Consider the following 26,129-nt stretch of genomic DNA (forward strand, 5'->3'; position numbering starts at 1 on the left):
ACGCCTCCACGAGGGACCGCGACGGGGGTGGTCGGCGCCACAACCCTAGAATCGCCTACATGAGTGACACCGCCACCGCACCGATCACGATCCCCGCCGACCTCCTGCCGTCGGACGGCCGCTTCGGTTGCGGTCCGTCCAAGGTGCGCCCCGAACAACTGCAGTCCCTCGTGGACACCGGCGCGTCGGTGTTCGGCACCAGCCATCGCCAGGCGCCGGTGAAGAACGTCGTGGGTTCCATCCGCGCCGGTCTCGCCGAGCTGTTCGCCCTGCCAGAGGGGTACCAGGTGGTCATCTCCAACGGCGGCACCACCGCCTTCTGGGATGCCGCGGCGTTCGGTCTCATCAAGCAGCGTTCGCTGCACCTGACCTACGGCGAGTTCTCGTCGAAGTTCGCCACCGTGGCGAAGAAGGCACCGTTCCTGGATTCGCCATCGGTGATCTCCACCGACCCCGGAACCGCTCCCGACCCGGCCGCGCTGACCTCCGACGACTTCGGTGGCATCGACCTCATCGGGTGGGCGCACAACGAGACCTCGACGGGTGTCGCGGTGCCGGTCACCCGGCCTGCCGGCTCGGACGACGCACTGGTGGCGATCGACGCAACCTCGGGTGCAGGCGGTCTGTCGGTGAACGTCGCCGACGCCGACGTCTATTACTTCGCGCCGCAGAAATGCTTCGCATCCGACGGTGGTCTGTGGATCGCCCTGATGAGCCCGAAGGCCCTCGAACGGGTCGAGCAGATCGCCGAGACCGACCGGTGGTGCCCGGAGTTCCTCTCGTTGCCGACCGCCGTCGACAACAGCAGCAAGGACCAGACCTACAACACCCCGGCAGTCGCGTCACTGCTGCTGCTCGACAACCAGATCCAGTGGATGCTCGGCCAGGGTGGCCTCGACTGGTGTGTCTCACGCACCGCCGACAGCAGCTCGCGGCTGTACCAGTGGGCCGAGGCCAGCGAGTTTGCGACGCCGTTCGTCGCCGACCCGGCGCAGCGCAGCCAGGTTGTCGGCACGATCGACTTCAACGACGACGTCGATGCCGCCGCGGTCGCCAAGACGCTGCGGGCCAACGGTGTCGTCGACACCGAGCCGTACCGCAAGCTCGGCCGCAATCAGCTGCGCGTCGGCATGTTCCCGGCGATCGACCCGGACGACATCACCCGACTCACCCAGTGCATCGACCACGTAGTCGGCGCCCTCTAACCCACCCCCACACCCCACCCCACCCCACCCAACCCACACCCCACCCCGCAGCCGCGACGGTTCCCGTCATCCGCGCCCCCGTTTGGGCATCGCGGATGACAGAAACCGTCGCGGCTGCGGGGTCTGGCGTTGGCGGGATTCTGTGGAAGGCATGAGCGTAGGGTGGCGCATGGGTCACTTGTGACACACCTGCCCCTGTGGCAGCATGCGCCACAGCCTTGCTGATCTGCGGTTTTGCCGCGTGTCCCACGGCTCGGCGACCCACCGGTGGTCTAACCTGACCCCAATGCCCGCACTCGTGGTCACTGGAGGAGGAGCAGATGCGTGAGCTACGCGTCATCGGCGTCGAGGCCGACGGCACCCATGTGATCTGCCAGGACCCGGAGTCGGGTGAGAAGTACCGGATCGCGGCCGACGAGCGCCTCCGCGCCGCCGCACGCGGTGACATCTCACGATTGGGGCAGATCGAGATCGAAATGGAAAGCTCACTGAGGCCGCGAGAGATACAGGCCCGCATCCGGGCCGGTGCAAGTGTGCCGGAGGTCGCGGCACTGGCCGGGGTTCCGGTCGACAAGATCGAGCGTTTCGCCCATCCCGTCCTCCTCGAGCGCGCCCGGGCCACCGAGCTGGCCTCGATGTCGCACCCGATCCGCGAAGACGGCCCGTCCGTCTCGACCCTCGGTGAGGTCGTCGCCGAGGCCCTGACCGCGATGGGCCACAACCAACAGGACGTGGAATGGGACGCCTGGAAGGGCGACGACGGCCACTGGGTGGTACAGGTCGGCTGGCACGTCGGCTGTACCGACAATCACGCCCACTGGCGCTTTCAGCCCGGCGCCCACGGTGGCACGGCCGATCCGCTCGACGACCTCGCCGACGAGCTGACCCATCCCGAGGCCATTCCGCCGCGCAGGCGACTGACGCCGGTGGCCACCCCGGATCTGACGCCACATGCCGAGGTCGACCCGGTCGCGGGCACCTACGCCGACGGTCATGACGAGGTGACCGTCGATGCCGACCGTCTGATCGATGCACAGCGCACCCGCGGTGGATCTCAGCAGCCGGGCCACGACGAACACGGCACGGTCGCCATCGATTTCGGCGGTCGCGACGACGCGACCTGGACAGAGCCCGATTCTCGGCCCGCGGACGCCTCCGAACGCGACGACGACGTGGCGCCTGCGGCCACCACCGCCTCCGGCGAGCACACCGACAACCAGGCCTCTGCCCCGTCGACGAAGCCTCGACGCAAGTCGCGCAAGCCTGCGGTCCCCGCATGGGAAGACGTTCTGCTCGGCGTCCGCAGCAACGGCAACAGCTAGTCTCTCGACGTGTCGGCACGCGCAGTCACCCTCTGGTTCATCGACAGCGACAACCCAGTTGCAGAGCTCGCCTCCCCCACCAATGACGTTGTCGCAGCACAGAAATTGGCCGAGGCGATCTACGGCGACCGGGTACTGGTCCCGTTCGCGGACACCGATCTCGCGACCGCCGCCGCTGCGCAGGACGCCCACGTGTACGCCGGCTGGTACGGGCGACTGGCCGTCATCACCTGTTCGCTGTTCGCGACCACCCAGCCATCGACGCTGACCCGGACGATCGCGTCCATCCGGCCGAGCTCGGCAGCGACGGTGCTCTACACCGATCCCGAGACGGCGACCGGCACCTTCGCACGATGGGAGCACGGCGAGCTCCGCAGATCATTCGGGGCGGATCCGGTCACCATCTTCGAGGATTGTGGACTCCCGTACCCGTTCGAGCGGGAGTTCTGGGCCGGCGAGCATCCCCTTCGTTATGCGCCCGGCGTGGCTCCGGAACCGCTGGCATTGCCGTTTCACCCGCAGCACCTCGCGGAGCAGGCGAACCGGCAATGGCTGGGTTTCCGGTTCACCCGCCCGCGTATCGAAGGTGATCACGATCCGGCGCGAATCCCGGTCACCGCCTTCGCGATCCACCCTGCCGATTACGTACCGGGAGAATCGGATTGGCAGGACTACCGAAGCCGCAGCCAGGTGCCGGTCGAGCATCGCCCCTCGGACGACACCCCGAATCCCGCACCGGAACATGAGCCGGTCCGTCCCACCCGACAACGAGGACGGATCGCCCGCTACTTCGGTTTCGGCAACTGACGGGGTGCCACCTGTCATCGGCCCATCGCGAGGAGTGCCACCGTCGAGCCGAATCCGGCCAGCAGGCCGATGATGCTGCCCCACACGATCCATCGCCAGACAGGTCGCTCACGCAGATCCCAGAGGGTCCACCCGAGGCCGCCCGTGACCACCACGACGGCCGCCAGCCCGAGCCAGCTGAGCACGCCACCGATGAGTTCGTAGACACCGACGAGCAGGCATGTGGCGAAAAGGGCGCAGATCGCCGAGACCAGCAGACCGAGAACCCACGGCGTCGGCTCGTCGACGACCCGGTCGGCATCCGGCACCGACAGACGGATCCGACGTCGGCTGTCGCGATCTGTCGAGATCATCCGTCCATGGTGCCTGATCGGGCACGTTCGTAGAATGCGATCGCCGCGGCCGTCGCGACATTGAGCGAGTCAGTGCCGCGGCTCATCGGGATCCGGGCGCGGACATCGCTGGTGCGCATCGCCGTCTCGGACAATCCAGGGCCCTCCGCACCGACCAGAAACGCGACCTTCTCCGCGTCGACCGCATCCGACAGCGGGATGGCACCGTCGCCGGGAGTCAGTGAGATCATCCGGAACCCGTTGTCGCCCAGCGCGGTCAGTCCTCGCGGCCAATCCTCGAAACGTGCGAACGGGACGAGCAGCGCATGACCCATCGACACCCGGACGCAGCGACGGTACAGCGGATCCGCGCATCCGGCGCCGAACAGCACGGCGTCCACCTCGAGTCCCGCGGCGTTGCGGAAGATGCTGCCGATGTTCTCGTGATCGTTGACACCCTCGAGGACCGCGATGGTCCGCGAACCCGCGATCGCCTCCGCGACCGACAGGGACGGCGGCCTGCGGGCCGCCCCGAGAACCCCTCGGTTCAGGTGAAACCCGACGACCTCGGCCATCACCTCCGCAGATGCGCGGTAGAAGGGCACACCGTCGAGCGACCGCGCAGTGAGGTCGTCGGCCAGTTCGGCGAGCCGCTTGTCCACGCCGAGAAACGCGTGCGGCGAAAACCGCGAGGCGATCATTCGCTGCGCGACCAGCACCCCCTCGGCGATCACCAGGCCCTTGCCCACGCGACCACCCGGCAACGCGGGCAGGTCGGGTCGTCGGTCGACGGAATTCAGATCGCGAAAGTCGTCGACGCGCGGATCGGCGGGGTCGTCGATGTCGATGACGTCGACTCGGATGGTGGCCACCCCGACAGTCTGCCAAGGCGGCACTCGCCTGTCCGGACCGGTCCGGACAGGTTGCCGTCGGCGCGATCGAGGTGCTGTCGGCGGGATGCCGGGGCTGCTCGCATCGGTCCGGACCGCCTGTGAAACGGTTGACAGGTGAGTAATCTGCAGGCCGCCTCATCCGCGCTCACCGTGGCCCGTGCCACCGATGCGGACTGGGACGAGATCTTCGCGACCGACGCGCGCGCCTTCCTGATGACCAACCCGCTGTCGTCGGCCGAGCAGGCGGACATGCGGGGCAAGGTCGACGACGCAGACGTGGTCCTGGTACGCGATCCCGACGGACTCGCAGGCCGACCGCTCGTCGGCGTCTCGATGTTCTATCGCATGGCCATGACGTTGCCGGGCGGAGCAGCGCACCCCGCAGCCGGGCTCTCCTGGGTGTCGGTGGCGGCGACCCACCGCCGACGCGGCATCCTGCGGACGATGATCACGGAACTGTTCGATCAGTGGGAGGCCGAGGATCAGGTGTTCGCGATCCTCACCGCGAGCGAGGCCACCATCTACGAGCGGTTCGGATTCGGCCCGACCTGTTTCGCGCAGGACGTCACCGTTGACCTCGGTGCCGCCAAGATGCGCCACCGGGCCGACCGCGCTCATTCACCGGTCAACTACGCCACCGGTGACGAGGTGGCCCGCCACATCCCTGAACTCCACGCGCGCTGGACGGCGACCCGCCCGGGTGCCCTGGCCCGCCCGCAGTCGTGGTGGGACCCGATCCTGGCCGATCGTCCATCGCAGCGCCCTGCCCACAGCAGCGGCATGCACTATCTGCTCCACCCCGACGGCTACGCGGCGTACCGGATCAATCAGTCGACGCAACCGACCCGTGGGGACGTCGCCGAGGTGGTCGCCGTCACGGATGAGGCACACACCGATCTGTGGCGGGTACTCGTCGGTCTCGATCTCATGCCGACGGTCACCGCCTCGATCCCGGTCGACGACCCGCTGGCCGTCTCCCTCACGAACCATCGAGCGGTGTCGGTGACGGGCGTCCGCGACACGATGTGGCTCCGCATCCTCGATGTCCCGCGGGCACTCGGCTCCCGCCACTACGCGGCGGATCTTGACGCCGTGCTCGAGGTGACAGACGAGTTCCGTGGCCGCGGAGGCATTTTCGATGTGTCCATCCGTGACGGCAACGCGGTCGTCGCACCGAGTTCGGCGACGCCGACAGTCCGTATGGACATCTCCGTACTCGGATCGATCTTCCTCGGCGGTACACCCGTACGCAGATTCGCGGCGGCGGAGCGCGTGTGGACCGACAGCGTGGACACCCTCGCGGCCCTCGACCGCGCCTTCGGCACCGATCGGGCACCCTTCGCCGGGACGTTCTTCTAGCGGCCGTTCACGTCACGGGACGATCGTTCAGCGAGCGTCGTCGTCACCGTTGATGAGCTTGTCGATGATCGGGACGATGGCCACGAGCTGACCTCGCTCGTGGGGCGTCAGCTCTGCCAGCCGCGCACTCAACCACTCCTCGCGGGCGTCGAGTTCGGCGGTGATCACCTCGTTGCCGCGTTCGGCGAGGGTGACGATCGCCTGCCGGCCGTCGGTCGGATGTGGTTCGCGTCGCACCATCCCGAGGTCAGAGAGCGACGCGATCACCCGTGTCATCGACGGCGGCTGCACCCGCTCGGCGAGGGCCAGCGCCCCCGGCGACATGGGACCTTCGTGGTGGAGCGTCGACAGCGCAGACAACTGCGTCAACGACACGACCTTGCTGACCCGGCGACCTCGAAGCCGTCTGGCGAGTCGGACGATCGCCAGCGACAACTCTCCGGACAGCGCCCTGTCCGGCAGGGTCATATCCGTCATTGCGAGGTGCGAGATAGTCATGTTCGCGAATTCCCTGTTCGAGCGAGCCACATCTGAGACCACTGAGTCCACGCCGCTAAGCGTAATTCACTTCTACGATCACGCAATGCGATAGCGTGATTTGCAATCGCAGGATTCGTCCTTTTGGAGGACACAGGCCGATCGTTCCGGCCCGCTGTGGTCAGCCCACCAAGTCGTAGATCGGTCCGCGGGCGAAATATGCTACGAACACGGCGGCGATGATCCAGAGCAACGGGTGGACCGACCGACCCTTGCCTGCTGCTGCCGCCATCACCACCCAGCTGATGAACCCGACCCCGATGCCGTTGGCGATCGAATAGGTGAACGGCATGATCACGATCGTCAGGAACGCAGGCAGGGCGTGGGAGAACTTGGTGAAGTCGATCAGCTTCACCTGACCGATCATCATCGCGCCGACGACCACCAGCGCAGGTGCGACCGCCTCGAGCGGAACCACCTCATACAGCGGCGTCAAAAACATCGCGAGCAGGAACAACACGCCGGTCACGACGTTGGCGAGACCCGTCCGCGCACCTTCGGCGATGCCCGATGCGGACTCGACGAAGACGGTGTTCGACGACGACGACGCGACGCCACCGGCCACCGCGCCGGTACCTTCCACGACCAGCGCGCGGCCGATCCCGGGCAGGTTGCCCTTGGCATCGCTGAGTCCGGCCTCCTTACCGAGACCGGTCATCGTGCCCATGGCATCAAAGAAGTTCGACAGCACCAGGGTGAAGACGAGAACCGACGCCGCCAGCACCCCGATCCGGGTGAAAGCCCCGAACAGATCGACGTCGCCGACCAGACTCAGATTGGGCATCCCGCCGAATCCGTCGGGAATCTGAGGAATCGACAGACTCCACCCCCTGGAGTCGTCAGCACTCGACCCGAGGTCGAGAGTCGACTCGAGAATGATTGATACGACGGTCGTGATGACGATGCCGATGAGCAGTCCACCGGGCACCTTGCGTACCACCAGCACGCCCATCAGCAGCACCCCGATGCAGAAGACGAGGGTGGGGATCGTGTTGATCGAACCGTCGTTGCCGAGTTGGACCGGAACGGTCGTGTTCGCCGCATCGGGGACGCGACGGACGAAGCCCGCATCGACGAAGCCGATGAACGCGATGAACGCACCGATGCCCGCCGCGATGGCCGCCTTCAGCTCGGCCGGGACCGCGTTGAAGACTGCGGTCCGGAAACCGGTCACCGCCAGCAGGACGATGATGATGCCGTCGATCACGACGAGCCCCATCGCCTCCGGCCACGTCACCTGCGGCGCGATCGTCACAGCCAGGAGGCTGTTGATCCCGAGACCGGTGGCGATGGCGAACGGGTAGTTGGCGACCAGACCGAAGATGATGGACATGACACCCGCGACGAGCGCGGTGACCGCCGCGACCTGCGCCAGCGGCAGAACGTTGCCGAGAACGTCCGCATTCTTCGGCTCGCCCGGGATGCCGCCGATGACGATCGGGTTCAGTACCACGATGTAGGCCATCGTGAAGAAGGTGACGAGGCCGCCGCGGATCTCACGACTGACGGTCGACCCCCGCTGACCGATCTTGAAGTATCGGTCCAACGGGCCCTTCGGTTGCGGCGTCACGCGCTTGCCGGGTGAACCGGCCTCGCCCGGTGAATCGGTGGACTCGACCGGAGGGGTGGAGGGCGCCGACGATGTCTCCGTGGACTCGGTCGACGACGTGCTGGGCTCGCTCGACGGATCGGTGGGCACAGTCGAAAGTTACTCTGATGGCATGGCCGACGCATCCGACATCCCCGAACTACCTTCTGTCTTGCGCGCCCCGGAGCCGGTCATCATCGCCGGCATGCTCGCCTGGCTCGTCGCGGCGATCGCGGTGGGACTGACGGGTTGGGGCGGCGACCGCACGCTGGCGGTGTGCCTCGTCGGACTGGCGGTCGGCGTCCTGGGTACGACGATCTTCCTGGTCCAGCGCGCCGCCGTACGCCGCGGCGACCGCACCGCCCAGCAGGGCCTGGACTGAGTCGCCTCGGGAGTCCGTGCGGCTCATCACCGATCGGCGCCCGCAGGCACCCGAGATCGCGACGGTTCGGCCCGATCCCGGACGTCGAGGACGAACTCCGCCAGGATCTGGCTCAACTCGGCGGGCCGTGACAACTGCGGGGCGTGGTCGGATTCCAGTGTCACGATCCGCGCTCCCGGACTCAGTCGCTGCATCGCGCGCTGCGCGGCCAGTGGCACCGAACGGTCGCGGGTGGCCTCGACATAGAGCCTCGGCAGCGCGCCCGCACCATCGGGCGTCCAGTCCGGCGCGATCAGCCGTGCGCTCTCCAGCTGCGGCACCAGACGGCGGGCCGCAGGCACCGACAATGCGGGCGGAGCGTCATGGAAGAAGACCGCTGCCGCGGCTGCCGGATCGACGACGGTTCCCCGACCGTCCGCGGTCGGCTCGGTGAACGCCGAGATGCCCACCGGTGCAGTCAGTCCCGCGGTGTCACACAATTCGCCGAAACCCATCCCGGCGGGCAGCAGCATTACCGCGACGACACCGAAACCGGCCGGCCGGGTATCGCCGGTCCGGCAGAGCCGTTCGGCGACGGCGGTCGCCACCACGCCACCGCCGCTGTGGCCGATCACGACCATAGGTCCCTCGATACCGTCGAGGTCCCCGACGACATGCTCCACCAGATCCGGTAGGGCGATGGTCTCGGTCGGCTCCCAGGTGCCCGACCCAGGAAGCTCCGGACATCGGGTGTCGATGCCGGCATCGGCCAGATACGGCGTCACCAGGTCCCAGACCCACGGACCGGCCCAGGCGCCGTGGATGAGCACCGCGGTCGGGTTGCGCGTCATCATTTCTCGGCGGCCTGTAACACTCGGGTGGCCTCCCGGACCGCGGCGGAATTGAGCTTCCCGCCGCGCGATCCGGCCAGTTTCGCGGCGATGTGATCGGTCACCGTGATCGGCTCGTAGGCGAGCCCGTTGTCGTACTCGAGGTGACTGGCCAAGGTCGAGATGACCGCGTCGGCGTTGCCGTCGTGGAAGAACGCCACGGACCGACGACGCTCGATGGTGCCGTCGACCACCGGTGGCTTCACGCGGTGCAGTGTGGACATCCAGCGGTCGTTGGTGAGGCGGGCCGTCAGGTCGCCCAGATTGACCAGTAACGCGCCGTCGGCGGGTTCTACGTCATGCCACGATCCGTCGCGTGCGAGTACCTGCAGCCCCCGGACCCGATCGGCCCACAGCACGGTGACGATGCCGAAATCGGTGTGTTCACCCATGCCGGTGAGGTCGCCGTCGAGCGTGACGTCGGTGCCCGGCGGCAGCGCGTAGTTGTTCATCCGCAGCACATCGATCGAGTGATCGGTGAGCCGCTCGAAGAAGTCGGGTTCTTCACCGAGCGCGTCGGCGAAGATCCTCGTGAGCGTGCGGGCCACACGTTGCGCCGCCTGGAAGTACGCCTCGATCCGCGCCCGGTACCCGTCGATGTCAGGCCACAGGTTGATGCCGTAGTCCGCTTCGTCGAGATCGAGTCCGGCGAACGATCTGGCCTCCACACCGACGTTGAACGCTTCGAAGAAGTCGTTCATCCGCGAGGCGGATTCGACGCCGGCACTGAGACTCAGCGACTCCGTCTTGGGTGCCGTGTAGCCGCGGTTGGCGCCGGGCACGCGATACCGCTTCTTGTCGTCGGGGCGCAGACCGAAGAAGTCGTCGACGGCCGACGTGAGGCCCTCGATCACGGTATCCGGGATGCCGTGGCCGACGATCTGGATGAAACCGACCGTGGCGCAAGCATCGTCGATCGCACGCGCCACGTCGCGGCGGGCGGTCGCCGATCCCGCACCGACATAGGCCGAGATGTCGACGGTCGGGACGACGAAGGCATCGCCGGGTTCGGGCTTGTCCATCTATGCGCTGCCTTTCACAGTGGCCGGCTGTTCTGCCGGGACGACCACGATGTCGGTGGTCTCGTTTGTCACCGGCTCCGCGGCGACACGTCGCCGCAAGGGTGAGTGGCGGAACACGAGGTTGAGCGTGAAAGCCACGATCGCCGTGAGGGTGATACCGCTGCCGAAGATGATCTGCATGGCATCCGGAAGCCGTTGGAGCATGTCCGGCACATATTCGGGCAGCAACCCGATCCCGATCGACGTGGCGGCGATGGCGACGTTGACATGGTCGTTGAGGTCGATCTGGGTGAGCGTCCGGATGCCGATCATCGTGACCGTGCCGAACAACACGAGCCCGACCCCGCCGACCACCGGACCGGGGAGCGCCGCGACCGCGGCACCCATCTTGGGGATCAAGGCCAGCACGATGAGGATCAACCCGCTGCCACCGGTGACGAACCGGCTGTGCATGCGACTGCTGGCCACCGCGCCGACGTTCTGCCCGAAGACGGTGTCGATGAAGCCGGCGAAGATGCCGCCGAGCACACCCGAGATCCCGTCTCCGACGAGTCCCCGAGCGAGGTCCCCGGTGCTGAGCTTCTTGCCGGTGATCTCCGAGACGGCGAGCATGCTGGCCGTGGATTCGGCGAACACCACGGTCATCACGATGCTCATCGACACCACCGCGGCGATCGGGAAGTGTGGGACGCCGAAGTGGAAGGGCGTGGGGAATCCCACCCAGGAGGCGGAACCGAGCGCACCGAGATCGAACATCCCCAGACTCGCGGCGAGAGCGGTGCCCGCGACGAGGGCGATGAGCACGGCCAACTGCGACCACAATCCTCTCCCGAGGCACAACAGCCCCAGCGCGACCACCACGACGACCGCGGCCACCAGCAGATTCCGTGGGGAAGCGTAATCCGGTGCCGCAGAATCGGACCCGACGATGAGACCACCCGCCACGCCGATCAGGGACAGCCCGATGACCGTGAGCACGCTGCCGGTGACCAGAGCGGGAAAGAAGCGGATCACCCGCGAGAACGGGATCGCGAGCGCCAGCCCCACGACGCCGCCGATGAGCATCGAGCCGTAGACGGCCTGCAGCCCGTACTTCTGGGCGATCAGGATCATCGGCGTGAGCCCGCTGAAGGTCGCGCCACACACGATCGGGAGTCTGACGCCGACGATGCGGCCCAACCCGAAGCTCTGCAGCGCTGTCACGATGCCGGCCACGAGCAGGTCGGCGCTGATCAAGAACGCGATGTCCGAGCTGTCGAGCCCGACCGCGGCACCGAAGACCAAGGGCACCGTGATGCATCCCGTGTACATGATGAGGACGTGCTGCATGGCGAACGCGACCAGGCGTCCCCATGGGGGTCTGACATCGACCGTGTGTTCCGACATGTGTTCTCCGTTGGGCGTTGAGGAGCGGGCAGTCGATATTGAACAGATCGAATATTTCTTCAGTGATACCCATATTGTGACCGCCGTGTAAACGCCCCTTCGGTCGCCGCAACCTGCGCAGACACCGCTCTCCTGGATTACCGTGAGACGCGTGCACGAGGCGGCGCCCGATGTCGGGGATCAGAGCGAGGACGCATCTGCGCTCGCCATCACACTCGGCGCCGCCATCCGATTCGCCCGCAAGAACGCCGGGCTCACGCTCCAGACGCTCGCCCAGCGCACCGGGTTGTCCCAGTCCTTTCTGTCGCAGGCCGAGAACGGGCACACCGTTCCCAGCATCCTCAATCTGCACACCATCGCCCGGTCGCTCGGAACAACCGCCCACGAACTGCTGAGCCCTCCCGATGACGACGTCTCCCTGGTACGCGCCTCCGACGGACCACTGCTCGAGGCGTCTCCCGGGGCCACCATGCGCCGGTGCGCACGTCGCAGCGCGGTGATGGCGGCCAACGAGATCACCGCCGGCCCAGGCACTTCGGCGTCGTCTGCGACCGAACATGCCGGCGAGGAGTTCGTCTACGTCCTCGACGGCGTGCTCGAGATCGAACTCGGCGCAGTCACCTATCGGCTCTCCCCCGGCGACGTTCTGTATTACGCCGCGACCGTCCGCCACCGCTGGCACAACCGCGCCGACCGACCCGCGCGATTCCTCATCACCAGCTCACCCCCGTTCTGAGTCGCCCCACTTCAGACGTCGCCCCACGTCAACCCCTGTGACCCTTGACACGCGCCTTCGAGTGAATGTACGTTCATTCACTATGAAAGCGCGGTCACATACCGTGCCCGAGCAGAAGGAGCTGATGACATGGATTACGAAGACATCGAGTACGCCGTCGAGGGCCCCACCGCGATCATCACGATGAACCGTCCGCAGCGATACAACGCCTTCCGGGCGAAGACCGTCGAGGAGTTGATGAACGGCTTCCGTCGCGCGTGGGCCGACAAGGACGTCCAGGCCGTGATCCTCACCGGCGCAGGCGAGAAGGCGTTCTGCACCGGTGGCGACGTCAAGCAACGCGCGGAGACGGGCGACTACGGCCCGTCCGAGAGCGGCATGTTCGAGATCGGCAACCTGCACAAGACGATTCGCGACATCCCCAAGCCGGTGATCGCCGCGGTCAACGGTCTGGCCATCGGCGGTGGCCATGTCCTCCACGTGCTCTGCGACCTCACCATCGCCGCCGACACCGCCCGCTTCGGACAGTCGGGGCCCAAGGTCGGCTCCTTCGATGCCGGCTTCGGCTCGGCGTTCCTCGCCCGCGTCGTCGGCGAGAAGCGGGCACGCGAGATCTGGTACCTGTGCCGCCAATACGACGCGGAGACCGCCGAGCGCTGGGGCCTGGTCAACTGGGTCGTCCCGGCCGCCGACCTGCTCGACGAGGCCAAGAAGATCGCGGCGGAGATCGCCGAGAAGTCGCCAACGGCGATCCGGTTCCTCAAGCAGAGCTTCAATGCGGATACCGATCATCAGGCCGGTCTGTCGAATCTGGCAATGAGTGGACTGGATCTGTTCACGCACCACACCGACGAGGGCGCCGAGGGCGCACAGGCGTTCGCCGAGAAGCGCATGCCGGAGTTCAACAAGTTCGCCGCGATCTGAAACCCGCAAACCGATCACCCCCGATGTTCCTCACCGACAAGGGAAACCCATGAGCAGCAACAACATCGCCGTCATCACGGGCGCCGGCTCCGGCATCGGCCGGGCCATCGCGCTCGCTTTCGCCGAGCAGGGCACCACCGTGGTGGCCGCCGACCTCAACCTCGACGCGGCCAAGCAGACCGCCGACAGCAATCCGAAGATCGTCCCGATGAGCGTCGACGTGGCCGACCGTGCCACGGTCGACGCACTGCGTGACGCGGTCGACGCCGAGGTCGGCGTCCCCGACATCCTGGTCAACGCCGCCGGGTGGGATCGCACCGATCAGTTCCTCAATGCGACAACCGAGTTCGCCGAGAAGGTGGTCGCGATCAATTATCTCGGCCCGGTGCACATGGCCAGCGCCTTCTTGCCCGGCATGGTCGAGGCGTCGAAGGCCGACGGCTGGCAGGGCGGCCGCGTGATCAATCTCGCCTCCGATGCCGGCCGGGTCGGCAGCTCGGGTGAGAGCATCTACGCAGGCGCCAAGGGTGGTGTGATCGCGTTGTCGAAATCACTGGCGCGCGAGATGGCCCGCCACCAGATCACCGTCAACGCCGTCTGCCCCGGCCCGACCGACACCCCGCTCTTCCGCTCGCAGTCGGAGAAGTTGCAGGAGGCCTTGACCAAGGCCATCCCGTTCCGTCGCCTGGCCCGGCCCGACGAGGTCGCCGCACCTGTCCTGTTCTTCGCCTCTCCCGCAGCATCGTTCATCACCGGACAGGTGATCAGCGTCAGCGGCGGACTCACCATGGCCGGCTGACCGGCCGTCCCCGTAGATCACTGGAGACCGCAGATGAGCACCACCGAGTCCGACGACGTCTACGACGCGCACGCCTACCGGAACTTCTTCGAGAATGAGTTCACCTATCTGAACGGATTCCGCCGCAACGTCCACCGCTACGCCGACGTCACCGCGATGATCGACCCGGCCACCGACACCGAGTGGACATACGCTCAGTTGGGGGACGCGGTGGATCGCGTCGCCACCGCGTTGACCGCCTCGGGCGTGCACGCCGACGACGTGGTGGCGTACCAATTGCTGAACGGCCCCGAGTTCGCGCAGTTGTATCTGGCGACTCAGGCCACGGGCGCGGTGGGCTCACCGGTCAACTTCCGTCTCGCCGCCGGCGAGACGGCGGTGATCCTGGACATCAGCCGTCCGAAGGTCTATGTGTACGAGACGGATCTCGCGGAGACTGTGGCCGCCGCGATCGAGCGCGCCGACCACACTCCCGACATCGTGATCGGTGTCGGCGACGGCGCCCTCATCGACGCCCCGACATCGTTGCGATTCACAACGCTCACCGAGGTGGAGCCGAATCCGCCGTCGATCACCCGAACCGTCTTCGACGAGACCACCCGCCTCTACACCTCGGGCACCACGGGAATGCCCAAGGCGGTCCCGATGAACAGTGCGATCGAGATCTTCTCGGCGCACGACGTCATCATGGCCTTCCCGCTGTCGCCGGAAGATCGCACACTCAACATGACACCGTGGTTTCATCGTGGCGGACTGTACTGTGCGGGGCCCAATCCCACCTTCTACCTGGGCTCTTCACTCATTCCGATGCGGACGTTCGACGCCGATCGGACCCTCGACTGGGTCGAGAAGTATCGGCTCACCTTCCTCATCGGCGCGCCGACCAACCTCGCCATGCTCGCCAACGCCCAACAGGCGAACCCGCGAGACCTCTCGAGCCTCAACGGCATCGTCACCATGGGCGCGCCGCTGGAACGCGACGCGACACTGCACTACCAGGAAGTCCTGACGCCGCGGATCTTCAACGGCTACGGCAGCACCGAGGGATTCTGGAACACCTTCCTGCGACCGACCGATCTGCCGGAGCGCGCCGGCAGCGCCGGTCGCGCCTGCATCGACGACGACGTGCGCGTGGTCAAGGTGCACGACGACGGTCACCTCGCCGATCCCGACGAGGTGGTTGCACGTGATGGCGAGGAGGTGGGCGAGGTCATTGTCCGTTCGCCGAAATGTGCTGCCGCCTACTATGATTCACCGCAGCAGGAGAAAGCCAAGTATCGCGGAAGCTGGCTGCACATCGGCGATCTGGCCACCTGGGACGCCGGTGAGTTCGTCACCATCGTCGGACGCAAGGACGACATGCTGATCTCCGGCGGCGAGAACGTTCATCCGGTCCAGGTGGAGGAAGCCCTCAACGGGCACCCCGACGTCGCCGACTCGCTGGTCGTCGGGGTCCCGGACGACCGCTGGGGGCAGCTGGTGGTCGCATACGTCCTGCCGGCCGACGGTGCGTCGCCGAGCGTGGCAGCGCTGGACGCGTACTGCCGAGCTCACCCGATGCTGTCGCAGTTCAAGCGCCCGCGGGCATATCGGTTCATCGACGCACTGCCGGTCTCGGCGACCGGGAAGAAGCTGCACTACAAGGCAACCGAGAATGCCGCGATCGAGATGGCCGCCGGGGCGTTCGCGGTGCCCGAGACGGCACCGTCGCGGTGAGGTGTGGGTGTGGTCTCGATACGGCGCCTCGCTTCGCTCGGTGCCTACTCGACCAGCGGGGCGGCGCTCGGTGCCTACTCGACCAGCGGGGCGGCGCTCGGTGCCTACTCGACCAGCGGGATGGCGCTCGGTGCCTACTCGACCAGCGGGGCGGCGCCTCGATTCGCTCGGTGCCTACTCGACCAGCAGGGCGGCGCTCGGTGCCTACTCGACCAGCAGGACGGCGCCCCGATTCGCCCGCCGGTTGAGGACCCATGGGTATCGAAACCACACGCGACCAACGGATCTCATCGCAGGTCACGCCTACCAGCACATCGACGAGGAACACCATGAGCGCCCTGACACACGACATCGAGCACAAGCATTTCCGCGAGACCGTCGCCAAGTTCGTCGCCGAACAGATCACCCCGGTCCACGAGAACTGGGAGCAGACGGGCCAGTGGGACCGAAGCCTTTTCACCGAGGCAGGTAAGAACGGCTTGCTCGGGTTCCCGGTGCCCGAGGAGTTCGGCGGTCCCGGCGTCGACGACTTCCGATACCACGCCATCGTCATCGAGGAGACCGCCTCCACCGGCGCTGCGGCCGAGACGATCGCGTTCTCGCTACAGAACGACGTGGTACTGCCCTACCTCATCGAGATGACCGACGACGACCAGAAGGCACGCTGGCTGCCCGGCGTGGTGTCCGGCGAGACCGTCCTCGGCATCGCGATGACCGAGCCGGGGGCAGGCAGCGACCTGACCGGGATACGGACGACCGCCGTTCGCGACGGCGACCACTATGTGGTCAACGGGTCCAAGACCTTCATCTCCAACGGACGCAACGGCGATCTGTTCGTCGTCGCGGCCCGGACGGGCCCGGAGAAGCACAAGGGGCTGACGTTGTTCGTCGTGGAAGCCGACACCCCGGGCTTCGAACGCGGACGCAAACTCGACAAGCTCGGCCTGCACGCCCAGGACACCAGCGAACTCTCCTTCTCCGACATGCGCGTACCGGTCGCGAACCGTCTCGGCGAGGAGGGACGTGGCTTCTACCAGCTTGTCCACAACCTTCCGCAAGAACGACTCTCGCTCGCGATCGGGGCGGTCGCCGCCGCCGAGGGAACCTTCGCCCGCACGCTCGACTACGTGAAGGAGCGCACGGCCTTCGGCTCGCCGGTCGCGTCATTCCAGAACACCCAGTTCGTGCTGGCCGAGCTGGCGACCGAACTCGACATCGCCCGTACCTTCCTCGACGACTGCATCGCCGAGCACGTCGAGGGCACGCTGTCCGCACCCCGCGCCGCGAAACTGAAGTGGTGGACCACCGAGTTGCAGGTCCGGACCGCCGATCGCTGCCTGCAGTTGCACGGCGGTTACGGGTACATGCGCGAGTACCCGGTGTCGCGCGCCTTTGTCGACGCGCGCATCCAGACGATCTACGGGGGCACCACCGAGATCATGAAGACGATCGTCGCCAAGGATCTGGGCATCTGAGAGGATGGCAGCCGTGACGGGTTCAGGAGCGACGACGTCGGTGGATGTGGCCGAGGCGGTGCGCGCGGTTCGCGCGTCGTCGCGGCGTCGACAACTCCTCGACGCCGCCGTCACGGTGATGGGTCGCACCGGCTTCCACCAGATGTCGATGCAGGCGCTCGCCGATGAGGCGCAGGTCAGCGTCGGCCTCTTCTACAAGTATTTCGGCAGCAAAGAAGACATCCTTCTGGCGTCCATCGTCGACATTCTCGAGACCTTTCGCGACCAGCTGCAGCCGGCGATGGATGCGGCAGGCGACGACCCGGTGATCCGGTTGGTCGCCGGCTTCCGGCAGTACACGACCATCGTCGACGAGAACCGCGACGCGGTCGTCCTGACGTATCGGGAGAGCCGCACCCTCGATGCCGCGGGCCGGGAGCGCATCAAGGAACTCGAGGTGGAGACGTCGGCGCCGATGCGCGATGCGATCGCCGCAGGCGTGGACGCCGGCCTGATGAACGAGGTCGACGCCGACCTGGTGGTGTTCGACCTGATGATGCTCGCACACGGCTGGGCCCTGAAGCACTGGCATTTCGCACCGGCCCCGGGAGCGAAGCGAACCGGCCGATCATCAACCGCGTTCGCCCTGGACAGCTACATCGCCGCGCAACTGCGATTCACGTTGCCCGCGTTGGTCGTCGCGGATCGACTCGACGACTACCTCGCGCGGATCTGACGACGGGCACCGCTGTTCAGCTCACCCGTACCGGCATCGCGACGGTGGTCAGATCGCCGCTGTCGGCGGACCGCACGATCATCGGGTACTCCGGCCCGGAGAACTCGAGCATCACCTCGGGACCGATCGCACCCCCGAGGGCGGGATGCAGGGTGACCACATCGAAGTCGAGACCGACGGCCGGGCCGCTGACCGACGCTGCGACCGCCACGGCCGGCTCGTCCATGCCTCCGGAGACCACGAAATCGTTTCCGGACGAGCCGATCTCGAGTCTTAGATACCTCGAGCGGAACTGCTCGACGGCATCGAGCAACCGGCCTCGGGAGACCACGGCGCGAGTCGAAACCTGCGGCAGCGACCTCAGCATCTCCTCGTGATCGGGGAAGTCGACGACCAACGTCCGGCACCGTCGGGCTCCGGCCTCCGAGGTGATCGCCACAGTCCCGTCACCATCGCTGAGCGACACCTGATGCTGTCGTCGAATCCACGACAACGTCGACCGCAGTTCGTCGGCGTCGATGGTGGCCGACCAGGTGTCGCCGGTTCCGCCGCTGGTCGCGAGCGTCCGCGTCGTCAACCGGAGTCGATCGGTCGCCACCAGGGTGATCGAGCCTGCCCCCACCACCACGTGCACGCCGTTGAGCAGCGGGAACTCCGCATCGACGATCGTTGCCGTCAGTACCTGTTCGAGCGCCGCGGCGAGCCGGATACCGCTGAGGTCCACATGCACCGTCGAGACTCGAGCCGGTGCCGACAGTGACGCCTTGGCGACTTCGGCGATCTCCGTCGCAGTGCGCACTCTGGCCGTGAGTTCCGCCAGGTGATCGTCGATCAGTTCGGCGGCCGATCGTGCGTCGCCACTGTCGACGACATGGCGCAGGCGCGACAACGGCATGCCCATCTCGCGCAGGCGCCGGACCAGCACCGCGCCGTCCAGCTGATCCTGCGTGTAGTACCGGTAACCGGTGGCGTCGTCGACGAATGCGGGCTCGAGCAACCCGGAGTCGGCGTAGAAGCGCAACGCGCTCGCGGTCAGGCCGCAGGCCCGCGCGAAGACACTGATGGTGAGGAGTGCGTCGTCGGTCATGACGACAATGCTGGGGTCTGCACCAACGTGAAGGTCAAGGCGCGGCCGGCCTGCTCTCTCACGACCGCGCACCGACCGGCAGCGACGAGGCGAATGCAGCCATGGCGCGACCGGCACCACGCAGCGGTTCGGTGGACCGGAGTGTCCGAGCCATCACGAAGGCCCCTTCGAGCGCGGCCACGAGCGACGTGACCAACCTGCGGGCGTCATCGGTGGCGTACCCACGGCCCACGACGAGTTCCGTACCGCCGTCGATCCACGAGGCGAAGATCTCGGCTGCCACCTCACGCAGGGCAGGCTCGACGTCGGCGACCTCGCCGGCGATCGTCCCGACCGGGCACATGTTGACCCAGCCCGTGTTCTCGATGTCGTCCGCGGCGGCGTCGAAGGCACGCTCGATGGCGGCAGGCAGATCGTCGCCGTCGGCGAGGAGCCCGCCGACCAACTCGGCATAGGCATCGCCCATGGTCCGTAGTGCCACACCGGCGATCTCGCTCTTACCGCCCGGGAAGTGGTGGTACAGCGAGCCGTTCGGCACACCGGCCGCCTCGATGACCTGTTTGATCCCGGTCCCGGCGTAGCCCTGCCGACGTAGGAGTTCCGCCATCGCCACGGTGATGCGCTGATCGGTCTGCACGGTTCACATCCTAGATCATTTGCTCTAGAGTGATCTCTCTAGAGAGAGTACTCCAGTCGGACGCAACGAGAAGGAGTTCTTCATGATGCAGGTTCGGTTACCCGCAGGCACGATCGAATACACCGACGATGGGGACGGTCCGCCCGTGGTGCTGCTGCACGGTCTCCTCATGGACGAGTCCGTCTGGGACACCACGCTGCCGCTGCTCCCCAAGGGATTCCGGTACATCCGCCCGGTCCTGCCGCTCGGCGGGCACCGGGTCGCGATGAACCCGGATGCCGACCTCGCACTGCCCGGGATGGTCGGCCTGGTCGCCGACTTCCTCGACGCACTCGACCTCCAAGACGTGACGCTTGTTCACGCCGACTGGGGAGGCGGGCTCTTCCTCACCGCGATCGGCCGTGACGACCGGGTGAACGCGATGGTCGTGCTGCCGTGCGAGGCATTCGAGAACTTCCCGCCCGGGCTCCCCGGCCGGATGGCCACACTTGCGACAAAACTCCCCGGTGGGATCACCCTCGCCGCTCGGCAGCTCCGGATCCGGTGGTTGCGGAACACCCCACTCCTGTTCGGATGGATGGTGCGGCGCCCGATCCCCGACGACGTCGTCCGCCGGTGGACCGATCCATGCCTGACGAACGCGGGCGTCCGGCGAGACCTGGAGAAATACGCGGCGACCGCGTTCGACGACGCGGAACTGATCCGCGACACCGAAGCGCTCGCCGAATTCGGCGGCGACGCACTGGTGTTGTGGTCGCCGGAGAATCGGGTGATGCCGCCCGAACACGGGCGACGACTCGCGGATCTGATCCCCAACGCCCGGTACGCCGAGATCCACGATGCGTACGTGTTGTCGATGCTGGACCAGCCTGCGGCGGTCGCCCGGGAGATCGGCACGTTCCTGGCGCGGGTCCCGGCCACCGGCCAGTGATCAACGCGCCATCAGCCGCGCGATCTCCTCGTCGATGAGGTGAACGGCTGCGCCGAGCATCGCGAACGCCTCGTTGGTGGTCTGGCCGTGGTAGTAGCGGTAGTAGATCTGTTGGGCGATCACTGCGGACCGGAAGAAGCCGAACACCTCGTACCACCGCCACCGCTCCGGGGTCATCGCGAAACCCATACGTCGGCAATAGTATTCGACGAACTCCGCGCGAGTGATCATGCCCGGCAGGTTGGTCGGCACCCGCCGCATCATCTGCCGCCGGTCGTCGTCGTCGGACTGCACCCAATACGCCAGCGACCCGGCGACGTCCATGAGCGGGTCACCGAGGGTGGCCATCTCCCAGTCGAGGATGCCGATCACCCGCGTGACGTCGTCGGACGCCAGCACGACGTTGTCGAGCTTGTAGTCGTTGTGGATGACACAGTTCGCGACGTCCTCGGGCTGGTTCTCGTCGAGCCACGCCATCACCGATTCATAGTCGGGCGCATCATCGGTGCGCGCGTTGCGGAACCGGGTCGACCATCCGTCGACCTGGCGCCGGACGTAACCGAGACCCTTGCCGAGATCGGTGAGCCCGGCGGCCTCGACATCCACCGAATGGAGTTCGACGAGGACGTCGATGAAGTTGAAGCACAGCCGACGCGCTTGATCCTCCGACAGCGGGACGTCGGACGGCCACTCCTTACCGGGGATGACACCGTCGATCTTGCCCATCACGTAGAAGTCGGCGCCCAGCACCGCGTCGTCGTCGCAGAACGCAACCATCGGCGCGACGTAGGGCAACACGCCAGAGAGCTCGGACTGGATCCGGAACTCACGGCCCATGTCGTGTGCACCCCGCGCCTTGGTGCCCTTGGGCGCCCGGCGCAGAATGACCTCCCGGTCCGGATAGGTCAGCTGGAACGTGAGGTTGGAAGCGCCACCCGAGAACTGACGGACCTCCGGCGTGCCGTCGAGACCTGTTGCGTCGTCGGCATTCACGCGCAACCACTCGGCCACCCGTTCGACGTCGAACGCATCCTCGTCGCGCACCTCCTTGGCCCCCGCGACCTGACTGCTCATGATGTCTCCCTCCGACTCCGACACGATCTATCGCGACTCATCCGCGATACTTCCCCAGCTCGATCCGCGCGACGACACCGCGATGGACTTCGTCCGGTCCGTCTGCCAGGCGTAGGGCGCGGGCGCCCACCCAGGATGCCGCAAGCGGGAAATCGTCGGTGAGGCCGGCGCCGCCGTGCAGCTGGATCGCGAGGTCGATCACGTCGAGCGCCATGTTCGGGACCTCGACCTTGATCTCACTCACCGCGGACACCGCCTCACGCGACAAGCCCTGATCCAGCAGCCAGGCGGCGTGCAAGACCAGGAGTCGTGATCGGTTGATGGCGATCCGCGCGTCGGCGATACGTTCGCTGTTGCCGCCCAGCTTGGCCAGTGGCCGGCCGAATGCGGTGCGCTCCAACGAGCGACGGACGCCGAGTTCGAGAGCGCGTTCGGCGAGGCCGATGGCACGCATGCAGTGATGGACGCGGCCGGGACCCAGACGGCCCTGGGCGATTTCGAACGCCCGCCCCGGTCCCAGCAGGATGTTCGACGCAGGCACCCGCACGTCGTCGAACGACACCTCGCCGTGTCCGAGAGGTTCGTCGAAGTAGCCCATGGTGGTGAGCATGCGGTCGACGGTGACGCCGGGGGCGTCGATCGGCACGAGCACCATCGTGTGCCGCGCATGCCGATCGGCGGTCGCGTCGGTGACACCCATGAAGATCAGGATCTTGCAGTCGGGGTTGCCGACGCCGGTGGAGAACCACTTGGTGCCGTTGATGATCACGTCGTCGCCGTCCGGGATCGCGGTGGCGGCCATGTTGGTCGCATCCGACGATGCGACGTCGGGTTCGGTCATGCAGAAGGCGCTGCGGATCTCACCCGCGAGCAGGGGCTCCAGCCACCGTTCGCGTTGCGGCTCGGTGCCGTAACGCAGCAACACCTCCATGTTGCCGGTATCGGGGGCATTGCAGTTGAACACCAGCGGGGCGAGCATCGAGGAACCCATCGCCTCGGCGATCGGCGCGTAGTCGACGTTGGACAGCCCTTCGCCGCCGTCGGTGCCGAAATCGGCGGCGTACCGACCGGCATGTTCCTTGGGCAGGAACAGATTCCACAGGCCGGCAGCGCGGGCCTTGCTCTTGAGTTCGGCGAGGATCGGGGGCGGCGCCCACCGGTCCTCACCGGATTCGCGCCGCCGCGCGATGTCGCGGTGCACCTCCCCCTCGAAGGGGACGATCTCGTCGGCCATGAACGTGCGCACCCGATCGCTCAGATCGGCCGACCGTGCAGAGAGGGCGAAATCCATACCCGCGACGGTAGTCGGTCGGAAACGGTGAATGCGGAGGAATCCCTGTCTCAGGGTTCCGGGCGGCCGGCCGTGCGTTGTCGCTGCGGCGTCGCCGCCCACCGGGCACACAGCCAGGCGCAACCGGCGACCCACGCCGCACCGATCAGCCAACCCGCCAGCACATCGGTGGTCCAGTGCACACCGAGGTACACACGCGAGCATCCGATCGCGATCGCCCAGATCGGCGCGATCAGCAGCACCGCCGGATGTGCACGTACCCAGGCACTGAGGCGATATGCCGCGACGGCCAGCAGCCCGAACACGACCGTGCTCATCATCGCGTGGCCGGACGGGAACGAGTAGGTGTCGATGTCGAGCAGTCGGTCGGCGATCGGTGGGCGGGGTCGGGCGAACAGATGCTTCAGACCCACCATCAGCAGGTAGCCGGCAAACGAACCCGCCCCCACCAGGATCGCCTCGGGAAACGCACGGATGCCGACGAGGCCGAGGACGACGACCACCACGACCGTCGTGAGCACCAGGGTGTTGCCCGTCGCCGTGGCGACGAGCGCGATGTCGGTGAGGACCTCGGTGCGTAGGTCGACCACCGCGTCGGTGATCGTGCGATCCACCCCGTTCGGGCTCAAGAACACCGGTCGGAACCTGTCGCGTCCTCCGTTCGCCGCGGCCTCAAGTCACATCCAAGCGATCCACAAGTCACGGAATCCACCCTAACGATCAGACCCATATCGAAAGGACTCCGATGAAGACCACCCTGCTGTACCGGATCGGACACGCCAATGCGGCCCATCCGATCCGAGCACTGATCGGCTTTGTCGCCGCGCTCGGCATCCTGCTGGCCGCGTCGGCCACGTTGGGCGGTGACACCCAGGAGGACTGGGACGTCACCGGCACCCCATCCCAGGTCGGGATCGACCTACTTCGCGAACACGTGCCCGGTGCCGGAAATGCGTTCGCGCGCATCGTCGTCCACTCCGGCGACGGCACCGTTCCGGCGTCGGAGATCGACCGACTGCGCGACCGGCTCGGCGAGACGGACCACGTGGCCACCGTCAGCGACGCAAGGTACAGCGCCGATCGGGACACCGCTGTCGTCACCGTCGGATACGACGTCCCGGTCACCGACCGGTCGATCATGGGCAACGCCGACGGCCTCGAAAAGGCCGTCGCCCCCACCATCGGCGATGGCCTACAGGTCGAGATGAACGGGTCGGTACCCGAGACCGCGGCCGCCCCGATCAAGGGCCATGCGGAGATCATCGGGATCACCCTCGCTCTGCTCATCATGGTGTTCGCCTTCGGATCGGTGGTCGCCGCCGGTCTGCCGATCGTCACCGCGATCGCCGGGCTGGTCGCGGGGTCGGCCGGGGTCATGCTGCTCGCCGGGGTGATGAACGTGAGCCCGACCGCACCCATGGTCGCGAGCATGGTCGGGTTGGGCGTCGGGATCGACTACGCCCTGCTGGTGGTGAGCAGGCACGTCGAGTTCCTCCGGCGCGGCCACGATCCGGTCGAGGCCGCCGCGCGGTCGGTCGCCACCGCGGGCCGGTCCGCGACGTTCGCCGCGACCACGGTGCTCGTCTCGTTGATGGGCCTCCGGCTCGCCGGGCTGCCCACGTATTCGTCGTTCGGTTTCGCCACCGCGATCGCCGTGGTGGCGATGCTGGCCGCGACCCTCGTGGTGGTGCCCGCCCTGTGCCGGCTGGCGGGTCGCCGGATCGTGCCGCGCAAGGCCAGGCGCACGCTCCCGGCAACAGCCGACGGCGTGGCGCGCCGCATGCCACTGACCGCCCGCTGGGCCGGTCGGGTGGGACAACGGCCCGTCGTCGCGATCCTGCTGGCGCTGATCGTGCTCGTCACCTTGGCGGCGCCGGCCGCCGCGATGCGCACCTGGCCATCGGATTCCGGCGCCCAGTCGACGGAACTGACCACGCGGCGCGCACATGACCTGCTGGCCGCCGAGTTCGGTCCCGGGACAAATGCCGAGGTCGTGGTCGTCGCACCGTCGGCCGAGACCGATCGCGACCAGCTGAGGTCAGCGCTGCGTGACATCGCCCGGGTTCCGGGCGTGACCGCGGTGGCCCCGGTGACCGAATCCCCTGACGGCGCAATCGAGATCGCTCCGATCACCATCGGTGCCGATCCGGCGGCCGCGGCCACCGGCGACGTGCTCTCGGGTATCCGGGACCGCCTGCCCGACGGCGCGATCCTGACCGGCGAGACCCCCTATTACGACGACATCTCGCACATGTTGCAGCGCAGGCTGTGGTTGGTGATCGGTTTCGTCGTGGTCGCATCGGTGATCCTGCTGACCGTGTTGTTCCGGTCGGTGGTGGTACCGGTGAAGGCTGCGGCGATGAACCTGCTGTCGGTGGCCGCCGCCTATGGGGTGATCACTGCCGTGTTCCAGTGGGGTTGGGGCCTGTCGTTGCTCGGTGTCGACAACCCGGTCGCGGTGTCGAGTTGGGTGCCCATCCTCGTCTTCGCGATCCTGTTCGGCCTCTCGATGGACTACGAGGTGTTCCTGCTCTCCCGCATCCGCGAGGACTGGCTCGCCACCGGTGACGCGCGGGCGAGCGTGATCAGCGGGCTGGCCAAGACGGGACGGGTCATCACCACCGCGGCGGCGATCATGGTCGCGGTGTTCCTCAGCTTCGCGACGGAGACCGACATCGTGATGAAGATGCTGGGTCTCGGAATGGCGGTGGCCGTCTTCCTCGACGCCACGCTGGTTCGGATGGTCCTGGTTCCGGCGACCATGTCGCTGCTGGGGCGCGTCAACTGGTGGCTGCCCGCGTGGCTCGACCGGATACTGCCGCAGGTCGGACTCGAGCCGGATCTCGAGGCCGGTTCGACGGAGGAACCGACGCGCGCCCGGCGGGATGCACACATGACGCCCGTGTGATCGGGCCGTCATACCAGAGCTGTATCCGTTCTCCGGTCGCCGGGAAGAACGGATACAGCTTTGTCGATGAGGGCACAAGTGCACTCCAAGTGGGGCCCAAGCGGTCCGTCGGATGCTTGTCGAGACAGCCCACC

General features: G+C 67.0%; 25 protein-coding genes. 13 read left to right on the plus strand and 12 right to left on the minus strand.

Features of this window, described 5'->3' with window-relative positions:
• The first annotated feature begins 59 nt into the window (after positions 1 to 59).
• The 3 genes from serC (at position 60) to IDF66_RS17605 (ending at position 3,334) form a co-directional block, all read left to right on the plus strand.
• Positions 60 to 1,205, plus strand: a complete 1,146-nt coding sequence (gene serC / locus IDF66_RS17595) for a phosphoserine transaminase (protein ID WP_164307132.1) — start codon at positions 60 to 62, stop codon at positions 1,203 to 1,205.
• Positions 1,206 to 1,525: 320 nt separating this feature from the next.
• A complete protein-coding gene (gene sepH, locus IDF66_RS17600) occupies positions 1,526 to 2,527 on the plus strand; it encodes a septation protein SepH (protein WP_190267929.1) in 1,002 nt (333 codons plus the stop codon).
• A gap of 9 nt (positions 2,528 to 2,536) precedes the next feature.
• Positions 2,537 to 3,334 carry a DUF6928 family protein gene (locus tag IDF66_RS17605; protein ID WP_190267930.1) on the plus strand — a complete coding sequence of 266 codons (798 nt, stop codon included), beginning with the start codon at positions 2,537 to 2,539 and terminating at the stop codon, positions 3,332 to 3,334.
• Positions 3,335 to 3,348: 14 nt separating this feature from the next.
• Here the strand turns inward: IDF66_RS17605 and IDF66_RS17610 are convergent, their stop codons facing one another.
• Positions 3,349 to 3,687 (minus strand): DUF2537 domain-containing protein, encoded by a 339-nt coding sequence (locus tag IDF66_RS17610; RefSeq protein WP_190267931.1) that lies wholly within the window; start codon positions 3,685 to 3,687, stop codon positions 3,349 to 3,351.
• The gene (locus tag IDF66_RS17615) at positions 3,684 to 4,538 is read right to left on the minus strand and encodes a TrmH family RNA methyltransferase (RefSeq protein WP_190267932.1); all 855 of its coding nucleotides are present in this window, start codon (positions 4,536 to 4,538) and stop codon (positions 3,684 to 3,686) included. The genes IDF66_RS17610 and IDF66_RS17615 overlap by 4 nt, the downstream gene beginning before the upstream one ends.
• A 135-nt stretch (positions 4,539 to 4,673) precedes the next feature.
• On the opposite strand from IDF66_RS17615, the gene IDF66_RS17620 reads away from it, so the two are divergent.
• Complete coding sequence (locus tag IDF66_RS17620) at positions 4,674 to 5,918, plus strand: GNAT family N-acetyltransferase (RefSeq protein ID WP_190267933.1); 1,245 nt, start codon at positions 4,674 to 4,676, stop codon at positions 5,916 to 5,918.
• Positions 5,919 to 5,945: 27 nt separating this feature from the next.
• Here IDF66_RS17620 and IDF66_RS17625 read toward each other — a convergent pair whose 3' ends face one another.
• Positions 5,946 to 6,386, minus strand: coding sequence for a MarR family transcriptional regulator (locus IDF66_RS17625; RefSeq protein ID WP_190267934.1), 441 nt, complete (start codon positions 6,384 to 6,386; stop codon positions 5,946 to 5,948).
• Between the two features lie 190 nt (positions 6,387 to 6,576).
• Positions 6,577 to 8,025, minus strand: a complete 1,449-nt coding sequence (locus IDF66_RS17630) for an NCS2 family permease (RefSeq protein WP_317628758.1) — start codon at positions 8,023 to 8,025, stop codon at positions 6,577 to 6,579.
• A gap of 151 nt (positions 8,026 to 8,176) precedes the next feature.
• On the opposite strand from IDF66_RS17630, the gene IDF66_RS17635 reads away from it, so the two are divergent.
• Positions 8,177 to 8,425: a DUF2530 domain-containing protein gene (locus IDF66_RS17635; RefSeq protein WP_190267936.1), complete on the plus strand. Its 249-nt coding sequence runs from the start codon at positions 8,177 to 8,179 to the stop codon at positions 8,423 to 8,425.
• A 26-nt stretch (positions 8,426 to 8,451) separates the two neighbouring features.
• Here the strand turns inward: IDF66_RS17635 and IDF66_RS17640 are convergent, their stop codons facing one another.
• Genes IDF66_RS17640 through IDF66_RS17650 form a run of 3 tightly spaced genes read right to left on the minus strand, consistent with a single transcriptional unit; the run spans position 8,452 to position 11,702 of the window.
• Complete coding sequence (locus IDF66_RS17640) at positions 8,452 to 9,255, minus strand: alpha/beta fold hydrolase (protein ID WP_190267937.1); 804 nt, start codon at positions 9,253 to 9,255, stop codon at positions 8,452 to 8,454.
• Positions 9,255 to 10,316, minus strand: a complete 1,062-nt coding sequence (locus IDF66_RS17645; RefSeq protein WP_190267938.1) for an isopenicillin N synthase family dioxygenase — start codon at positions 10,314 to 10,316, stop codon at positions 9,255 to 9,257. Before IDF66_RS17645 ends, IDF66_RS17640 begins: the two co-directional genes overlap by 1 nt.
• Positions 10,317 to 11,702, minus strand: coding sequence for a uracil-xanthine permease family protein (locus IDF66_RS17650; protein WP_190267939.1), 1,386 nt, complete (start codon positions 11,700 to 11,702; stop codon positions 10,317 to 10,319).
• Between the two features lie 151 nt (positions 11,703 to 11,853).
• On the opposite strand from IDF66_RS17650, the gene IDF66_RS24065 reads away from it, so the two are divergent.
• The 6 genes from IDF66_RS24065 (at position 11,854) to IDF66_RS17680 (ending at position 18,067) form a co-directional block, all read left to right on the plus strand.
• The gene (locus IDF66_RS24065; RefSeq protein WP_190267940.1) at positions 11,854 to 12,438 is read left to right on the plus strand and encodes a helix-turn-helix domain-containing protein; all 585 of its coding nucleotides are present in this window, start codon (positions 11,854 to 11,856) and stop codon (positions 12,436 to 12,438) included.
• 129 nt (positions 12,439 to 12,567) lie between these two features.
• Positions 12,568 to 13,362 (plus strand): enoyl-CoA hydratase-related protein, encoded by a 795-nt coding sequence (locus IDF66_RS17660; RefSeq protein ID WP_190267941.1) that lies wholly within the window; start codon positions 12,568 to 12,570, stop codon positions 13,360 to 13,362.
• Positions 13,363 to 13,411: 49 nt separating this feature from the next.
• Complete coding sequence (locus tag IDF66_RS17665) at positions 13,412 to 14,161, plus strand: SDR family NAD(P)-dependent oxidoreductase (RefSeq protein ID WP_190267942.1); 750 nt, start codon at positions 13,412 to 13,414, stop codon at positions 14,159 to 14,161.
• Positions 14,162 to 14,194: 33 nt separating this feature from the next.
• Complete coding sequence (locus IDF66_RS17670; RefSeq protein ID WP_190267943.1) at positions 14,195 to 15,877, plus strand: class I adenylate-forming enzyme family protein; 1,683 nt, start codon at positions 14,195 to 14,197, stop codon at positions 15,875 to 15,877.
• A 329-nt stretch (positions 15,878 to 16,206) separates the two neighbouring features.
• Entirely contained in the window at positions 16,207 to 17,352 is a 1,146-nt protein-coding gene (locus IDF66_RS17675; RefSeq protein ID WP_190267944.1) for an acyl-CoA dehydrogenase family protein, read from the plus strand.
• A gap of 4 nt (positions 17,353 to 17,356) precedes the next feature.
• On the plus strand, positions 17,357 to 18,067 hold the full coding sequence (locus IDF66_RS17680) for a TetR/AcrR family transcriptional regulator (RefSeq protein ID WP_190267945.1): 711 nt from the start codon (positions 17,357 to 17,359) through the stop codon (positions 18,065 to 18,067).
• A gap of 16 nt (positions 18,068 to 18,083) precedes the next feature.
• Here the strand turns inward: IDF66_RS17680 and IDF66_RS17685 are convergent, their stop codons facing one another.
• The gene (locus tag IDF66_RS17685; protein WP_190267946.1) at positions 18,084 to 19,154 is read right to left on the minus strand and encodes a DNA polymerase III subunit beta family protein; all 1,071 of its coding nucleotides are present in this window, start codon (positions 19,152 to 19,154) and stop codon (positions 18,084 to 18,086) included.
• Between the two features lie 58 nt (positions 19,155 to 19,212).
• A complete protein-coding gene (locus IDF66_RS17690) occupies positions 19,213 to 19,791 on the minus strand; it encodes a TetR/AcrR family transcriptional regulator (RefSeq protein ID WP_317628749.1) in 579 nt (192 codons plus the stop codon).
• A gap of 82 nt (positions 19,792 to 19,873) precedes the next feature.
• Between IDF66_RS17690 and IDF66_RS17695 the strand changes: the two genes are divergently transcribed.
• Entirely contained in the window at positions 19,874 to 20,722 is an 849-nt protein-coding gene (locus tag IDF66_RS17695) for an alpha/beta fold hydrolase (protein WP_190267947.1), read from the plus strand.
• Here IDF66_RS17695 and IDF66_RS17700 read toward each other — a convergent pair whose 3' ends face one another.
• The 3 genes from IDF66_RS17700 to IDF66_RS17710 are packed head-to-tail and all read right to left on the minus strand — an operon-like array spanning position 20,723 to position 23,722.
• Positions 20,723 to 21,796 (minus strand): phosphotransferase family protein, encoded by a 1,074-nt coding sequence (locus tag IDF66_RS17700; protein ID WP_190267948.1) that lies wholly within the window; start codon positions 21,794 to 21,796, stop codon positions 20,723 to 20,725.
• Between the two features lie 37 nt (positions 21,797 to 21,833).
• Entirely contained in the window at positions 21,834 to 23,087 is a 1,254-nt protein-coding gene (locus IDF66_RS17705; RefSeq protein ID WP_190267949.1) for an acyl-CoA dehydrogenase family protein, read from the minus strand.
• A gap of 50 nt (positions 23,088 to 23,137) precedes the next feature.
• On the minus strand, positions 23,138 to 23,722 hold the full coding sequence (locus IDF66_RS17710) for a phosphatase PAP2 family protein (protein ID WP_190267950.1): 585 nt from the start codon (positions 23,720 to 23,722) through the stop codon (positions 23,138 to 23,140).
• Positions 23,723 to 23,832: 110 nt separating this feature from the next.
• On the opposite strand from IDF66_RS17710, the gene IDF66_RS17715 reads away from it, so the two are divergent.
• Complete coding sequence (locus IDF66_RS17715) at positions 23,833 to 25,995, plus strand: MMPL family transporter (RefSeq protein WP_190267951.1); 2,163 nt, start codon at positions 23,833 to 23,835, stop codon at positions 25,993 to 25,995.
• The last annotated feature ends 134 nt before the right edge of the window (positions 25,996 to 26,129 follow it).

It is taken from the genome of Gordonia hankookensis, assembly GCF_014673215.1.
Lineage (GTDB): Bacteria > Actinomycetota > Actinomycetes > Mycobacteriales > Mycobacteriaceae > Gordonia > Gordonia hankookensis.

What these genes read in the sequence shown, in the direction of transcription:
- IDF66_RS17705 (WP_190267949.1), bottom strand. Translation starts at nt 23,087, where the DNA reads ATGGATTTCGCCCTCTCTGCACGGTCGGCCGATCTGAGCGATCGGGTG.
- IDF66_RS17645 (WP_190267938.1), bottom strand. Translation starts at nt 10,316, where the DNA reads ATGGACAAGCCCGAACCCGGCGATGCCTTCGTCGTCCCGACCGTCGAC.
- IDF66_RS17715 (WP_190267951.1), top strand. Translation starts at nt 23,833, where the DNA reads ATGAAGACCACCCTGCTGTACCGGATCGGACACGCCAATGCGGCCCAT.
- IDF66_RS17695 (WP_190267947.1), top strand. Translation starts at nt 19,874, where the DNA reads ATGATGCAGGTTCGGTTACCCGCAGGCACGATCGAATACACCGACGAT.
- IDF66_RS17635 (WP_190267936.1), top strand. Translation starts at nt 8,177, where the DNA reads ATGGCCGACGCATCCGACATCCCCGAACTACCTTCTGTCTTGCGCGCC.
- IDF66_RS17665 (WP_190267942.1), top strand. Translation starts at nt 13,412, where the DNA reads ATGAGCAGCAACAACATCGCCGTCATCACGGGCGCCGGCTCCGGCATC.
- IDF66_RS17700 (WP_190267948.1), bottom strand. Translation starts at nt 21,796, where the DNA reads ATGAGCAGTCAGGTCGCGGGGGCCAAGGAGGTGCGCGACGAGGATGCG.
- serC (WP_164307132.1), top strand. Translation starts at nt 60, where the DNA reads ATGAGTGACACCGCCACCGCACCGATCACGATCCCCGCCGACCTCCTG.
- sepH (WP_190267929.1), top strand. Translation starts at nt 1,526, where the DNA reads ATGCGTGAGCTACGCGTCATCGGCGTCGAGGCCGACGGCACCCATGTG.
- IDF66_RS17610 (WP_190267931.1), bottom strand. Translation starts at nt 3,687, where the DNA reads ATGATCTCGACAGATCGCGACAGCCGACGTCGGATCCGTCTGTCGGTG.
- IDF66_RS17640 (WP_190267937.1), bottom strand. Translation starts at nt 9,255, where the DNA reads ATGACGCGCAACCCGACCGCGGTGCTCATCCACGGCGCCTGGGCCGGT.
- IDF66_RS17625 (WP_190267934.1), bottom strand. Translation starts at nt 6,386, where the DNA reads ATGACCCTGCCGGACAGGGCGCTGTCCGGAGAGTTGTCGCTGGCGATC.
- IDF66_RS17670 (WP_190267943.1), top strand. Translation starts at nt 14,195, where the DNA reads ATGAGCACCACCGAGTCCGACGACGTCTACGACGCGCACGCCTACCGG.
- IDF66_RS17680 (WP_190267945.1), top strand. Translation starts at nt 17,357, where the DNA reads ATGGCAGCCGTGACGGGTTCAGGAGCGACGACGTCGGTGGATGTGGCC.
- IDF66_RS17650 (WP_190267939.1), bottom strand. Translation starts at nt 11,702, where the DNA reads ATGTCGGAACACACGGTCGATGTCAGACCCCCATGGGGACGCCTGGTC.
- IDF66_RS17660 (WP_190267941.1), top strand. Translation starts at nt 12,568, where the DNA reads ATGGATTACGAAGACATCGAGTACGCCGTCGAGGGCCCCACCGCGATC.
- IDF66_RS17675 (WP_190267944.1), top strand. Translation starts at nt 16,207, where the DNA reads ATGAGCGCCCTGACACACGACATCGAGCACAAGCATTTCCGCGAGACC.
- IDF66_RS17685 (WP_190267946.1), bottom strand. Translation starts at nt 19,154, where the DNA reads ATGACCGACGACGCACTCCTCACCATCAGTGTCTTCGCGCGGGCCTGC.